The organism is Pseudomonas sp. p1(2021b) (assembly GCF_020151015.1).
Classification (GTDB): Bacteria; Pseudomonadota; Gammaproteobacteria; order Pseudomonadales; family Pseudomonadaceae; genus Aquipseudomonas; species Aquipseudomonas putida_K.
Map to the genome: position 1 here is coordinate 1,974,542 of NZ_CP083746.1, position 13,622 is coordinate 1,988,163.

The following is a 13,622-nucleotide window of genomic DNA, read 5'->3' on the forward strand; positions in this document are numbered from 1 at the left end:
AAACAGAGGGATTGAACCCTTCAACTGATGCACGGCTCGAACCCTGCAAAGGTTCGCACCGAGGTGGATCATGAAAAAGAACACCGGCAGCACGCCCACTCAACGCACGCCAGGTGAAGTCGAACGGGACAACGATGCCTTGCGACCGAACGCCCGACAGCCCGAAGGTGGCAAGACCACGGCCCAGCGCACTGCCGAGCAGGAAGGCGATACGGGGCAGGGGAAGAAAGGGGTCCAATAATGGGCGGGACGCCTCATGCCGATTGCATCAAAAAAGTTGCAGCAAAGTTGCAGTGAAGGCGTGCTGGCTGATCCGGGCCAGGCCCTGAATACGGCTGGACAGCCCTCTATGAAAAGGGTTTCGAGTGTTGTTCAGGTATTCGTTTTATTGCACTCAACCCCCATTTAATTTCAATTAATTTCAGCGTGCCAGCATTCTAAGCTCGTCCTGTCGCCGCGCAGTCCAGCGGCTTCAGGAGTTTTCCATGTCGCATGCTTGTGAATCACAGGGCCCTGCCGTACCGCCTTCCGATGACCTGATCGACTGGTTGCGCATGCTCATGCGCGCCGAGCGTGCCGGTGCCCGGCTGATGCTCGACAGTGCCAGGCAGACCAACGACCCCTTGCTGCTCCAGCGCCTGGAGCAGCTGCACCACGGCGAGGCGGAGAGCTGCCGCCGCCTGCGCAACTGCCTGGAACGTCTCGACGCCAAGCCTGGCGGAGGCATGGGCGAGTTCTATGGCAAGGCCATGGCCATCGCCGACTTGCACGAGCGGCTGCTTTTCATCGCCCGCGGCCAGCGCTGGGTCGCCCGCCAATTGCAGGCCCGCCTGCCTTCGATTGAGCAGCCCTGGCTACGCCAGGAGCTGCAAGTGGTGCTGGGGCTGCACCAGGACACCCCCGACGTTTGAAGCGCGTCCGATTTCCAATACCCACAAGGACACACCATGCCTTTCGAGTTTTCCTCCAACCTGCCCGGCGCCGCGCCGGCCAACCGTACCACCCGCTTCGCCCGTGAACTGCTGGCCCAGGCCGGCCTTGGCCTGGAAGGCGAGCAGCCCTGGGACATGCAACTGCACACCGCCGATGTACCCCAGCGCGCCCTGGCCCAGGGCAACCTTGGCCTGGGCGAGGCCTACATGGACGGTGACTGGGACTGCGAGCAACTTGATGAGTTCTTCACCCGCCTGCTGCGCGCTGGCGTGGCCGAACAAGTCAGCCCGATGGCACTGATCTACCATACGCTGCAGGCTCGCCTGCTCAATCGCCAGACCTCCCGGCGCGCCTGGACCGTGGGCGAGCGCCACTACGACCTGGGCAATGATTTCTACGCCGCCATGCTCGACCCGCGCATGACCTACACCTGCGGCTACTGGAAAGAGGCCGGCGACCTCGCCCAGGCCCAGGAAGCCAAGCTGGACCTGATCTGCCGCAAGCTGGGCCTGCGCCCTGGTATGCGTGTGCTGGACATTGGTTGCGGCTGGGGCAGCTTCATGGGTTTTGCCGCTGAGCGCTATGGTGTCGAGTGTGTCGGGGTGACCATCTCCCGCGAGCAGTGCCAATGGGCCGAGAAACGCTACAAAGGCCTGCCGCTGGAGTTTCGTCTGCAGGATTACCGCGAGCTCGACGAGCGCTTCGACCGCGTGGTCAGCATTGGCATGTTCGAGCACGTGGGGCGCAAGAACCATCGCACGTTCATGGAAGTTGCCGCGCGTTGCCTGGAGGAGGATGGCCTGCTGCTGTTGCACACCATTGGCAAGAACCGACGGCGCGACGTGCCGGACCGCTGGATCGACAAGTACATCTTCCCCAATGGCGATCTGCCTTCGATCGGCCAGATCGGCGATGCCGCCGATGGCCTGTTGGTGGTCGAGGACCTGCATAACTTCGGCGCCGACTACGACCGCACGCTGATGGCCTGGCACGAAAACTTCGAGGCCCATTGGCAGTACTTCGCCGATGAGCTGGGCGAACGCTTCCGACGCATGTGGCGTTACTACCTGTTGTCCTGCGCGGGGGCGTTTCGTGCCCGGGACATCCAGCTGTGGCAATGGGTGATGTCACGCCGGGGTGTGCGCGGCGGTTACCAACGGGTCACTTGAGTCCACGCACCCCCCTGTAGGAGCGGGCTTGCCCCGCGATTAGGCCCGCCCCGATATCACCGTCGCCTGGCAACGGCTTCGCCCTTGATCGCGGGGCAAGCCCGCTCCTACAAGGATTTCACCAGGGGCACTCAAGCGGGCACAGGCTGGTCGCCAGCGTTCATCTGATACGCTTTTTTTCCATGAACCTGAATCTGTAACTGTATCAGTCTCGCGCCGACAATACCCATCAGGCCCAGCCTTTCCAACCGGAGAGCGCTGGGTACGCTGAGCTGCGCCGCATCCGCGCCAGCCAGCCTCCCCGTTCCCGTACATCTCTGTAGAGGTTCCGATGGGCAAGCTCGCACTGTTCCTGGGTGGTTTCCTGTTCCTGACAATCCTGATCGGCCTGCTGGGTACCATTCCGCCCAGTTGAGCCCGTTGTTCGTGGCCCGCTCCCGGGGCCCCAGCTTGTACGATAAGTCGTTCTTTGCGCTGGGAAATCTGTCCACAAAAAACGTGGGTAGGTCTGTGGATAAAGTTCTGCAACCCAAGCTGGCGGCGGGCTCTGTTAAATTGAACAGAATTTGAGCAGCGCTGTCGAAGCCAGCCCGAACCGTCGCTCATGGGCAGACTCGACGCAGCATCTGCAACAGTTCCCGTACCCGCGCCGGCAGCTCGCCGGCCGGATACAGGGCATGCATCTGTGGGTCCTGGCCCGTGCTGGAGGTCAATCGGTAGTCGGGGCAGACCTTTACCAGGCGCCCGGCGCGCACGTACGGGTCACCCACCCAATCTGCCAGGCGCGCGATGCCGGCGCCGGCCAGGGCGCTTTGCAGCACCGCGCCACCTGAGCTCAGGCGCAGGCGAGGGTGCGGGCGCAGGCTGGTGATCTGGCCATCGCGATAGAAGTGCCAGGCCTTGAGGATGCGGGGTGCTGTATGCAGGATGATCGCGTGTTCTTCCAGGGCTTCGGGGTGCCCAGGCGTGCCTTCCTGGGCCAGATAGTCCGGGCTGGCGTACAGGTAGCGTCGGTAGCGCCACAGCGGGTAGCCGATCAGCTCACTGGACTGCGGGAAGGCACCGCGAATGACGAAATCGAACTTGCCTTGCAGCGGGTCCAACGCCAGGTCGCTGAACTGCACATCCAGGGTGACCTGGGGGTGTTGCCGGGCAAACCCTGCCAAGACCTGGGGCAAGCATTGTTGGCTGAGCAGTTCCGGCGCGGCGAAGCGGATCCAGCCTTGGGCGGTGCCGCTGAGCGCGGCCAGTTCGTCCGTCGCGTCCCGTTGCACATCCAGCAAGCGCTCAGCGTGAGGCAGCAGGCGTTCGCCCGCCTCGGTGAGGCTCACGGCACTTGCGCTGCGGTTGAGCAGCTTGGTTCCGGCGTTGTCTTCCAGCGCTTGCACCGCGCGGGTCACGGAGCTGGGCGAGCGCCCCAGGGCGCGGGCCGCGGCAACGAAGCTGCGCTTGTGCGCGACGCTTACGAACGCCTGGATCTCGCGCAGCATATCCAATGCCATGAAAGGCTCCTTGATTGCAGTTTTCGCAATGCGGCATTTCACCATAAGCGCGCGGCTTTGATTAGCCTTGGCGCTCGCCTTGATGCCTGGAGCCCGCCTCATGATGGATATAGCCCTGCTTTCGCTGTTCGCCTTCGCCGCAGGCCTGATCGATGCCGCTGTGGGCGGTGGTGGGTTGATCCAGATCCCTGCGCTGTTCAACTTGTTGCCGAACGCGCAACCGGCAGCACTGCTGGGCAGCAACAAGCTGGCCTCGGTCTGTGGCACATCGTTCGCAGCGCGCTCATTCGTACGCAAGGTGAAACTGGACTGGGGGTTGATCGTCCCGGCGATGCTCAGCGCCTTCGTCATGTCGTTCGTTGGCGCGGCGACGGTGTCCCTGGTGCCGCCAAGCCTGATGCGCCCGGCGGTACTGGTGCTGATCGTGCTGATGGCGGTCTACACCTTCTGCAAGAAGGATTTCGGCACCTTGCACAAGCCCGCCCAGATCGGCCGCAAGGAGCAGTGCCTGGCGGTGCTGATCGGAGGCGCCATCGGCTTCTACGACGGGTTGTTCGGGCCGGGCACCGGGAGCTTTCTGATCTTCCTGTTCATCCGCTTTTTCGCCCTGGATTTTCTCCACGCCTCGGCCTCGGCGAAGCTGGTGAACATCGCCACCAACTTGGCCGCGCTGGTGTTCTTCATCCCATCGGGCAATGTGCTGTGGGCCATCGCCTTGCCCATGGCGGCGTTCAACATCCTCGGCGCCCTGACCGGTACTTGGCTGGCGGTACGCAAGGGCGCAGGCTTCGTGCGCGGGCTGTTCCTGGTGCTGCTGTGCGCGCTGATCGCCAAGTTGTCCTGGGACTTGCTGGCGGGGTAGGTCACATCGCCTGGCGCTGGGCCTCGGCCTGTTCGACGCGGTTGCGGCCATCGGCCTTGGCCCGGTAGAGCGCCTGGTCGGCGCGGGCCAGCAAGGTGTCCAGGTTCACGGCACGCTGCTCGGGGGCGCAACCGGCCACGCCGATGCTGACGGTCACCTGCAGGTGCTGCTCGGCCTGGACCACGCGCAGTTCCTGCACGGCACGGCGCAGGCGTTCGGCGGTGAACTTAGCCTGCTCCGGCGCCAGGCCAGGCACGATGATCACGAATTCTTCGCCGCCCAGGCGGGCGAACAGCTCGCCTTCGTGTAGCTGGTCCTGCAGGGTGCGGGCGAACTGGCGCAATACCTGGTCGCCCACGGCATGACCATGCTGGTCATTGATGCCCTTGAAATGGTCGATGTCGAGCATCATCAGGGTCAGCGGCAAGGCCTGGTCATGTTGTTGACGGCTGTCGAGCAGGGCCATGGCACGTTGGGTGAAGGCGCTGCGGGTGAGGGCGCCGGTCAGGTGATCCACCGTGGCTTGGTGCGCCAGGCGCGCCAGCAGGCAGCGGTTGGCCTGGCTGACACAGGCCACCACCAGCGGGCCGAGCACCAGCATGGCGATGCCCAGGCGCGCCGACATCAACGTGGTGACCCCAGGCACACTCTGCGGCAGGCTGAAATGCATGAGGCTCTGGGCCACGGCGACGATCAGCGTGGTGCCAGCGGTGAAAGCCAGCACGCACACCAGGAACGGTGAGTAGATCCAGGCACACCAGAGCAGCGCGGCGATGGGAAAGGCGATGGCGCCTGGCCCGCCGAATGCGATGCTCAGGGCCAAGGAGGCCAACAACACCAGGATGGGCGTCACACGGATCGCCTGGGTGCCACCGCGTACCAGGGTTCGCAGGTTCGGTGCGGTGAGCAGCATCGGCAGCACCAGCACGTTGGTGGAAAACTGCTCGCTGAACCAGGCCAGCCAGGTGGCCCGCAGCGATTCCTGGAACCACGGCGCTGCCACTACGCAGGCCAGGCTCGCCGCCACCGTGGCGCTTACGGCACAGGCGCCGAATACCCATAGCACGCCCTGTGGCGTGCGCATGCGCCGATGCACACGGGGCAAGCGCGACAACACCTGCCAGAGGGTGGCGACCACGCTCAGGTTGCACAGGTTGAACCACAAGGCAGGCTTCCACGCGCTGCCACTGGCCAGGTCGGCGGCGACCATGGCTACCCAGATGAGCACGAAGCCCCTTGCATTGGCCTGGCGCGGATAACGCAGCAGCAGGCCAGCGAGCACGGCGTTCACCGGCCAGAACAGCGACAGGGATTCGATCGGCCGGGCCAGGATGCCGCCCACGGTCAAAGCGAACGTCAGGCCGAACAGGACCAGGAGGGGAAGCAGGCGCGATTGGGCTGGAAACACCATGGGCTCGACCGGCAAGCGGGAACTGAATCCAGGAAAACGACCGAAGGCACCTGGGGCAATATCGTGTCAGTGTGTTTCGAGAGCGGGGACAATGTCAATTAGCTGGTGTCCTGTCGGTCGAAATGTGAACACATTGATTTTTCGTCGGTTTCTTGACGTCAGCTAGAGGCCGAAGAACCATGGCACCATGAACACCGTGACCAGCATCACCAAAAAGGTGAACGGCACCCCGACCTTCACGAAGTCGGCGAAGCGGTACTGGCCTGGCCCCAGCACCAGGGTATTGACCGGGGAGGACACCGGCGTCATGAACGCTGCCGAGGCCGCCAGGGCCACGGTCATGGCGAACGGGTAGGGCGACATGCCCAGTTGTTGCGCGGTGCTGATCGCCACCGGTGCCATCAATACCGCCGTGGCGGTGTTGGAAATGAACAGGCCGATCACGGCGGTAACCACGAACAGGCACGCCAGGATCGCGCCCGGGCCGGCGCCGCCCAGCAGGCCGACCAGGCCGCTCACCGCCAGGTCGATGCCGCCGGTTCGCTGCAGGGCCAGGGCGAACGGCAGCATGCCGACGATCAGCACCAGGCTTTGCCAATGAATGGCGCGATACGCGCTGTCCATGTCGATGCAGCGCCCGGCGCCCATCAGCAGGCAACCGATCAGGGCGGCCATCACATTGGGCACGGCGCCGCTGACCATCAGGCCCACCATGACCGCCAGGCTCAGCAGCGCAAACGGCGCCTGGGTGCGCGCCGGCGCCACCTGGTCGATTTCCGCCGGCAGGCTCAACACCAGGAAGTCCCGGGGTTGGCCCTGCAACTGGCGTACGGCCTTCCAGGGGCCCACCACCAGCAGTGTGTCGCCCAGGCGCAGTTTTTCCTCCACCAGCTGCGCCTCGATAGCGGTCTGCTCCCGGCGCAGGCCGACCACGTTCAGGCCGAAGCGGCTACGAAAGGCCAGCTCCAGGATGCTCTTGCCGATCAATTGCGAGCCGGGCGGCAGGGACACCTCGGCCATGCCCAGCTCCTGGGATTGGTCGATGAAGTAGGCCGCCTTGAAGTGCAGGGGTTCGAGCTGCATGGTCTGGCACAGGCTGCGCAGGTCGTCGAGGTTGGCGAAGAGGTCGAGCAGCAGCACATCGCCCTGGTGCAGCACCGTGCTGGAGTCGGCCGCGATGACCCGGGTGGTGAACTTGTGCTGGCGCTCGATGCCGATCACGTTGGCGCCATGGCGGGTGCGCAGTTCCAGTTCGCCCAGGGTATGGCCGACCAGAGGCGAATGAGGGCGGATGCGCAGGCGCCGCTCGCGACCGTTGAGCTTGTAGTCCAGCACCAGGTCGAGCAGGGTGCGGCGGGTTTCCACACGGCCGTCCTTGCGCACTTCGCCGCTGAGCCAGCGGCGGGCGAACAGCATGTAGCCAATGCCGAGCACCAGCACCACCAGGCCGAACGGGGTGAAGCTGAAGAAATTGAAGCCCTGCTCGCCATGGCGCACCAGTTCGCTGTGCACCACCACGTTGGGCGGTGTGGCGACCAGGCTGAGCATGCCGCTGATCAGCCCGGCGAAGCTCAGCGGCATCATTAGCCGGCTGGGCGAGAGCTGCAGGCGCGCGGCAATGCTCAATACCACCGGGATGAAGATCGCCACCACGCCGGTCGAGCTCATCACCGAGCCCAGGCCGGCCACGGCGATCATCAGCAGCACCAGCAGGCGCGCTTCGCTGTTGCCGGCGCGTTCGCTCATCCATTCGCCGATGCGGTAGGCGATGCCGGTGCGCACCAGGCCTTCGCCGATCACGAACAGTGCGGCGATCAGCACCACGTTGGGGTCGCTGAAACCGGCCAGGGCCTGCTCGATGGTGAGGATGCCCGAAAGCGGCAGGGCGAGAATCACCAGCAGGGCGACCACGTCCATGCGCGGGCGGTTGACGACGAAGAGAATGACGACGATGGCCAAAAGGCCGAGGACCCAGAGCAGCTCATGGTTCATGGAGAGGGGTGATCCTTCACGCGAGGGGCACGGTAGAGAGTAGCGCTAGTGTGCCGGCGTGTGGTGAAGGAGGTATTGATGCACTGCAAGGCTGCAGTCTGGATGACGGGCTTTCGGTAGGCGCGGCCTCGTGCCGCGAGAGGGCTGCGCAGCAGCCCCCTGCGTACGATGGATCAGTGGCGGTGACGACGGTGGTGGCGGTGGCCGTGGTCGCGGTCGTTGTCACCGATGTGGTTGCCCAGGGCACCGCCTGCAGCACCACCAAGGCCTGCGCCGATGGTCGAACCGGTGGAGCCGCCTACCGCGCGGCCCAGTACCGAACCGCCGGCCGAACCCAGGCCGCCGCCGATGGCCGCTTCGGTTCGGTTGCCCTTGCGTGCACCGACCGCGCCGCCGGCCGCACCGCCCAGGCCTGCGCCAATGGCAGCACCGGTGCTGCCGCCGATCTGTTGGCCAACGATGTTGCCCAGGGCGCCACCCAGGCCGCCGCCGATGGCCGCGGTGCCGTCGCCGGCAAATGCGCCCTGGCAGAGCAGCAAGCCGAGGGCAAGGGAAGGCAGAGTCAGACGCATGATATGAACCTCAAAGGAATCATCAGGGTAAAAGTGCCGCGCCACGGCGGCGGGTCAGGTTGGTAGTGGTATCAATCGTCATCGTCGTCGCGATCACGGTCGCGGTGACGGTAGTAACGGTCGCGACGGTCCCGGTCGCGGTAGCGATGGTCATCGTCATCGCGGTCATAGCGGTAGTAGCGATGGTCGCGATCACGGTCCCGCCAGCCATAGTCATCATCGTCGTAATGGTGGTAGCAGCCGCCCAGCAGCAGCACGGTGGCAATCAATGAAAAGCTCGCAATACGCTTGATCACGATATAGGTCCTTGATCCGCAAAGGTTTACGGGGTACTTCGTGAGACAGGCATCGCTCGATTTGGTTTCTTGCGCGCGCAAGTTTTTCCCGCGCCAGCGATAAGCGGCATGGGTTAGATCGCGAAAGGGCCCGGGCAAGTGCTGGTGCGTAGGTCACCTGGGTTGGCGGACTCGCCCGGGCGTGGGATCAGGTGGCGGGCTGGATGGCGAGGATCACGCCATTGGTGGTCTGCACCAGCACGTAATGATCGGCCAGGCGTACCCAGTGGCTGTCCGTTTCCGGTGCAGGCAGGCCTTTGGCGCGCCAGTCGCGCACGGCCAGTTCGTCGCGCTTGTATGGGTCCGGCGCCTTGTCGCCGACCTTCAGTTCGCGTTCGGTGTGCGGTGCGGTGACGCTTTCCTCTGGCGCACCCGCCGCAGTCGCTGCCAGGGGCAGGCAGGGCAAGGTGGCACCGAGCAGCAGGGCATACAGGGCTTGGCGTGGCTTCATGGAGGGCTCCTTGTAGGCAGGGCATGCCCTATCTGCGACAACGGTTCGCGCAGGACAATTCACTCGCGCTGGCGCCAGTGCTAGAGTCGCCTTCTTTTTTGCCCCCGAGGATGGAACATGCGAGCAATTTTGCCGATCGCCGCAGCACTGGTACTGGCCGGTTGTGCTTCAGCGGCCATGGACGCCGCGCGTAACGGTGCGCCGACCGCCCAGCTCGACTCGGCCAAGACGCCTGACCTTGTCGCCCAGTGCATCCAGTTCAGCTGGCAGGAAGAGGCGGCATTCGGTGTCGATGCCAGCGGCTACCTGGCGCCGCGCAAGCAGGGCGGCTTCACCGTCTATACCCGGGAAGCGGAGTCGTTCGCAGACATCTACCCGCAGGCCGGTGGGACCCGTGTCGACTACTACGCGCAAAGCAACGACACCAACGCCTTGCGCCGTCGCGCTGCCGCAGCGACCTGCCTGTGATTCAGCGCGGCATGTAGCGCAGCTGCCAGCGCCGCGGGATCTTCAGCGAAACCAGGCCCAGCAGCAGGGCCAGCAGAGCGCTGGCGAGCAGCGCGGCGCGGTCGAAGCGCTGCTCCAGCAGAACCCCAGCGATGGCGCCCAGGAACATGCCACTCCAAGGAATCAACTGCACCCGCCAGCCCTCGCGGCGTTGGCCCAGCAAGGTACGCCCCAGGCCCCGACCGAAGCGTGACAGGGCGCCGGTGACGTAGGTCAGGCCAATCGGCAGGCCATTCACTTCCTCCACCACGGCGTTGATCATGCCCATGGCCGTGACCGCCGCCAGCAGCGCGGGCAGTTGCAGCAACTCCGGCAGCAAGGCAGCCAACACCAGCAGGGCGCCGATCAGGCTGAGTAACGGCCAGGGGCGCCGGCCGCTTTTCGCCGCGATGATCACGCCCATGGCGTTGCCCAGGATAAAGGCGCCGATCACCAGCACCAGGCGTAGCACCAGGCCCATCTCGGCGCTGCCCAGCGAGACGGCCAGGCGGGTGGTGTTACCACTCATGAACGAGACGAAATCGCCGGTGGCCATGAAGCCGATGGCGTCGGTCATGCCCGCCAGCACCGAGAGCCCGGCGACGAAATACAGCCCCACGGTGCCGCGGCGCTGCACAGGGTTACGGCATTGGCCATTGGTCGACAGGCTTCCGGGCAGCATCGACTCGCTTCTCCGTCTAGCTCAGGCGAGCTTGCAGGCCGGCGATATGGGCCTGCAGGCGTTCATGTTCGTCGCGCTCGGCGGTGATGTCCTCGAACACGCTGATCAGGTGCTCGGGCTGGCCGTCGGCGTGACGTTGCAACGAGGTACGGGCACGCACCCAAATGTAGCGGCCATCCTTGTGGCGCACGCGTTTTTCCACTTCGTAACGGTCGATTTCGCCCGCCAGCATGCGTTCGAGCAGCACCAGGTTACCGGGCAGGTCGTCGGGGTGGGTGAGCTGCTGGAAGGTCATGCCATACAGCTCTTGTTCGGTATAGCCCAACAGTTCGCAGAAGCTGCCGTTGACGCGGCTCCAGGTGCCGTCCGGGTCGATGTAGGCCAGGGCGCCCCAGGCCAGTTCGAAGATGGTGCGAAAACGCTCCTCGCTCTGGCGCAGCTCCGCCTCGGCCACCTTGCGTTCGGTGACGTCCATGCTGATACCGACCATCTTCACCGAACGCCCGGCGCTGTCCTGCAGCACCGTGGCGCGCGAGGCGATCCAGCGCTGGCTGCCGTCGGGGCGGGTGATGCGGAAATCACATTCGCAGCGGGTGCCGCTGGCCACGGCGCGGGTGTACATGGCGTGCATCTGCATGGCGTCTTCGGGGGCTACGTGCACCCAGAAGTCCTCGTTGTGCCGCACCGGCCAGCCGTACACGTCTTCGACGTTGGGTGAATAGGTCACCTCGTCGCTGACCAGGTTCCATTCCCAGGTGACGATGCGCGCACCTTCCTGGGCCAGCTTCATGCGCATTTCGCTTTCCATGATCTCAGCGGTGTAGCGCCGACGCAGGTCGGTCATCGGCAGCTCGACCACTTCGGCATGCTGCACGCTTTGCAGGGCCTCTTCGCCATAGCGCAGCCAGATCCAATTGACCTTGAGAAAGTCCGCCAGCTTGCGCAGGTTGTCGTAGTCGATCTCGCCGCCGCGGGTCCATTTGTGCACGGCCGTGCGCGAGATGCCCAGTGCCGTGCCTACCGCCTGCAGGGTCAGCTTGTGGTGTTCGAGCAGTTCCTTGAGGCGAAAGGCAAAGCTGTTTTCCGTCATGGTCAGGATCCTGGGCTTGGGCCGAAGCCGGCAGTATACCTGAGCTGTAAACTTCAGGTTGACGGGTTGCGTCAACCTTTTTGTGCAGTTCCATGAGAACGGGCAAGCAGTACGGTCAGGACAGGTAGCCGCCGTCGACATTGAGCGCGGTGCCGGTGGTATAGCTGGACGCCTCGCTGGCCAGGTACAGCACCGCGCCGGCCATCTCGTTGGGGTTGGCCACGCGCTTGAGCGGGATGTGCTGCAGGGCGGCGTTGAGAATGGCGTCGTTCTTGACCAGGGCCGAGGCGAACTTGGTGTCGGTCAGCCCCGGCAGCAGGGCGTTGCAGCGGATACCGAACTGCGCGCATTCCTTGGCGAACACCTTGGTCATGTTGATCACCGCGGCCTTGGTCATCGAGTAGATGCCCTGGAACAGCCCCGGTGAGACCCCATTGATCGAGGCCACGTTGATGATGCTGCCGCCACCGTGCTCGCGCATCAGCTTGCCGGCTTCCACCGACATGAAGAAGTAGCCGCGGATATTCACGTCCACGGTCTTCTGGAAGGCGCCCAGGTCAGTGTCCAGCACATTGCAGAACTGCGGGTTGGTGGCGGCGTTGTTGACCAGAATGTCCAGGCGACCGAACTGCTCGCGGATACCGGCGAACACCTGCTGGATCTGCTCCATCTCGCCGATGTGGCATGCCACGGCGCTGGCCTTGCCGCCTGCGGCGACGATGGCATCGGCTACGTGCTGGCAGCCTTCGAGCCTGCGGCTGGAGACGATCACGTGGGCGCCTTGCTGGGCCAGCAGGTGGGCGATGGCTTCGCCGATACCGCGGCTGGCGCCGGAGACGAAGGCGATCTTGCCGTCGAGGTCGAACAGGGTGGTCTTGGACATGCCGTTTTCCTTGTTGTCAGAGTGAGGACTTGCCGATCACCTGCAGGGCCATCTGCTCCAGCAGCCGGTTCATGTGGATGAACTGGGCGAAGCGCTTGTCCTGGGTCTGGCCGTGGTGGAAGCGGTAGTAGATCTGCTGGACGATGCCGGCCAGGCGGAACAGGCCATAGCAATAGTAGTAATCGAAGTTGTCCAGGCGGATGCCGGCGCGCTCGGCGTAGTAATCGACGAACTGGCGGCGGGTCAGCATGCCCGGGGCATTGCTCGGCTGGCGGCGCATCAGCTGTACCGGTGGTGGGTCATTGGCCTCGATCCAGTAGGCCAGGCTGTTGCCCAGGTCCATCAGCGGGTCGCCGAGGGTGGTCATTTCCCAGTCCAGCACGCCGATGATGCGCATCGGGTTGTCGGCATCGAGGATCACGTTGTCGAAGCGGTAGTCGTTGTGCACGATGCCCGGGCGCGGGTGGTCGGCGGGCATCTTGTCGCGCAGCCAGGCGATCACCTGTTCCCAGTGCGGTGCGTCCGGTGTCAGGGCTTTTTCGTAGCGGCTGGTCCAGCCCTCCACCTGGCGCTGCACGTAGCCTTCGGGCTTGCCCAGGTCGGCCAGGCCACAGGCCTTGTAGTCGACCTGATGCAGCTCCACCAGGCGGTCGATGAAGCTCTTGCACAGGGCCTCGGTGCGACGGGCGTCCAGGCCCAGGGACGGTGGAATGTCCGAGCGCAGGATGATGCCCTTGACGCGTTCCATGACGTAGAACTCGCTGCCGATCAGCGATTCGTCGGTGCAATGCACGTAGGCCTTGGGGCAGTAGGGGAAGCCGCTGTTGAGCTGGTTGAGGATACGGAACTCGCGGCCCATGTCATGGGCGGTCTTGGCCTTGTGGCCGAACGGCGGCCGGCGTAGCACGAACTCCTGTTCCGGGTAGGCGACCAGGTAGGTGAGGTTCGACGCACCGCCTGGGAACTGGCTGATGATCGGGGTTCCGCTCAGCCCAGGCACATGGGCCTTGAGGTAAGGGTCGATGACGGCCGCGTCGAGTTCTTCGCCGGGACGTACCTGGGTGGACTGGTCGGTGAGCGTCATGCGTTTACCTTATTATCGAGCGCGAGGATTATTGGCTAATCTAATTTCCGTAGGCCCTTGGTACAAGCGTGCCAGCGACTCGATAGATGCCGGTGTTGGCACGCGATCAGTGGGCCTGATGAACGCTTGGCTTCAGGCAGCGGGGCAAAAAAAAACCGAAGCCCATCGGC

At 64.4% G+C, this 13,622-nt stretch carries 15 protein-coding genes; 5 read left to right on the forward strand and 10 right to left on the reverse strand.

Annotation, left to right across the window (positions count from 1 at the left end; translation table 11 throughout):
- The first annotated feature begins 70 nt into the window (after window positions 1-70).
- From K8374_RS09120 to cfa, 3 genes are all read left to right on the forward strand, one after another.
- The gene (locus tag K8374_RS09120; protein ID WP_224458747.1) at window positions 71-241 is read left to right on the forward strand and encodes a hypothetical protein; all 171 of its coding nucleotides are present in this window, start codon (window positions 71-73) and stop codon (window positions 239-241) included.
- 244 nt (window positions 242-485) lie between these two features.
- The gene (locus tag K8374_RS09125; RefSeq protein WP_224458748.1) at window positions 486-911 is read left to right on the forward strand and encodes a DUF892 family protein; all 426 of its coding nucleotides are present in this window, start codon (window positions 486-488) and stop codon (window positions 909-911) included.
- A 36-nt stretch (window positions 912-947) separates the two neighbouring features.
- Window positions 948-2,102 carry a cyclopropane fatty acyl phospholipid synthase gene (cfa, locus tag K8374_RS09130; protein WP_224458749.1) on the forward strand — a complete coding sequence of 385 codons (1,155 nt, stop codon included), beginning with the start codon at window positions 948-950 and terminating at the stop codon, window positions 2,100-2,102.
- Window positions 2,103-2,704: 602 nt separating this feature from the next.
- Here cfa and K8374_RS09135 read toward each other — a convergent pair.
- Window positions 2,705-3,604: a LysR family transcriptional regulator gene (locus K8374_RS09135; RefSeq protein WP_224458750.1), complete on the reverse strand. Its 900-nt coding sequence runs from the start codon at window positions 3,602-3,604 to the stop codon at window positions 2,705-2,707.
- A gap of 100 nt (window positions 3,605-3,704) precedes the next feature.
- Between K8374_RS09135 and K8374_RS09140 the strand changes: the two genes are divergently transcribed.
- A complete protein-coding gene (locus K8374_RS09140; RefSeq protein ID WP_224458751.1) occupies window positions 3,705-4,466 on the forward strand; it encodes a sulfite exporter TauE/SafE family protein in 762 nt (253 codons plus the stop codon).
- 1 nt (window position 4,467) lies between these two features.
- Here the strand turns inward: K8374_RS09140 and K8374_RS09145 are convergent, their stop codons facing one another.
- The 5 genes from K8374_RS09145 to K8374_RS09165 form a co-directional block, all read right to left on the reverse strand.
- Complete coding sequence (locus tag K8374_RS09145) at window positions 4,468-5,892, reverse strand: sensor domain-containing diguanylate cyclase (protein WP_224458752.1); 1,425 nt, start codon at window positions 5,890-5,892, stop codon at window positions 4,468-4,470.
- A gap of 147 nt (window positions 5,893-6,039) precedes the next feature.
- On the reverse strand, window positions 6,040-7,869 hold the full coding sequence (locus K8374_RS09150) for an SLC13 family permease (RefSeq protein WP_224458753.1): 1,830 nt from the start codon (window positions 7,867-7,869) through the stop codon (window positions 6,040-6,042).
- A gap of 173 nt (window positions 7,870-8,042) precedes the next feature.
- The gene (locus K8374_RS09155) at window positions 8,043-8,441 is read right to left on the reverse strand and encodes a glycine zipper domain-containing protein (RefSeq protein WP_084855678.1); all 399 of its coding nucleotides are present in this window, start codon (window positions 8,439-8,441) and stop codon (window positions 8,043-8,045) included.
- Between the two features lie 71 nt (window positions 8,442-8,512).
- Window positions 8,513-8,737, reverse strand: a complete 225-nt coding sequence (locus K8374_RS09160; protein ID WP_224458754.1) for a hypothetical protein — start codon at window positions 8,735-8,737, stop codon at window positions 8,513-8,515.
- 187 nt (window positions 8,738-8,924) lie between these two features.
- Window positions 8,925-9,227 carry an RcnB family protein gene (locus K8374_RS09165; RefSeq protein ID WP_224458755.1) on the reverse strand — a complete coding sequence of 101 codons (303 nt, stop codon included), beginning with the start codon at window positions 9,225-9,227 and terminating at the stop codon, window positions 8,925-8,927.
- A 117-nt stretch (window positions 9,228-9,344) separates the two neighbouring features.
- Between K8374_RS09165 and K8374_RS09170 the strand changes: the two genes are divergently transcribed.
- On the forward strand, window positions 9,345-9,695 hold the full coding sequence (locus K8374_RS09170; RefSeq protein ID WP_224458756.1) for a hypothetical protein: 351 nt from the start codon (window positions 9,345-9,347) through the stop codon (window positions 9,693-9,695).
- Between the two features lies 1 nt (window position 9,696).
- On the opposite strand, the gene K8374_RS09175 is transcribed toward K8374_RS09170, so the two are convergent.
- From K8374_RS09175 to K8374_RS09190, 4 genes are all read right to left on the reverse strand, one after another.
- Window positions 9,697-10,395, reverse strand: a complete 699-nt coding sequence (locus K8374_RS09175; protein ID WP_224458757.1) for a YoaK family protein — start codon at window positions 10,393-10,395, stop codon at window positions 9,697-9,699.
- A 16-nt stretch (window positions 10,396-10,411) separates the two neighbouring features.
- Window positions 10,412-11,485: a PAS domain S-box protein gene (locus K8374_RS09180; protein WP_224458758.1), complete on the reverse strand. Its 1,074-nt coding sequence runs from the start codon at window positions 11,483-11,485 to the stop codon at window positions 10,412-10,414.
- A 115-nt stretch (window positions 11,486-11,600) separates the two neighbouring features.
- The gene (locus K8374_RS09185) at window positions 11,601-12,368 is read right to left on the reverse strand and encodes an SDR family oxidoreductase (RefSeq protein ID WP_224458759.1); all 768 of its coding nucleotides are present in this window, start codon (window positions 12,366-12,368) and stop codon (window positions 11,601-11,603) included.
- A gap of 16 nt (window positions 12,369-12,384) precedes the next feature.
- Window positions 12,385-13,452: a phosphotransferase family protein gene (locus tag K8374_RS09190; RefSeq protein ID WP_224458760.1), complete on the reverse strand. Its 1,068-nt coding sequence runs from the start codon at window positions 13,450-13,452 to the stop codon at window positions 12,385-12,387.
- Window positions 13,453-13,622 lie beyond the last annotated feature (170 nt).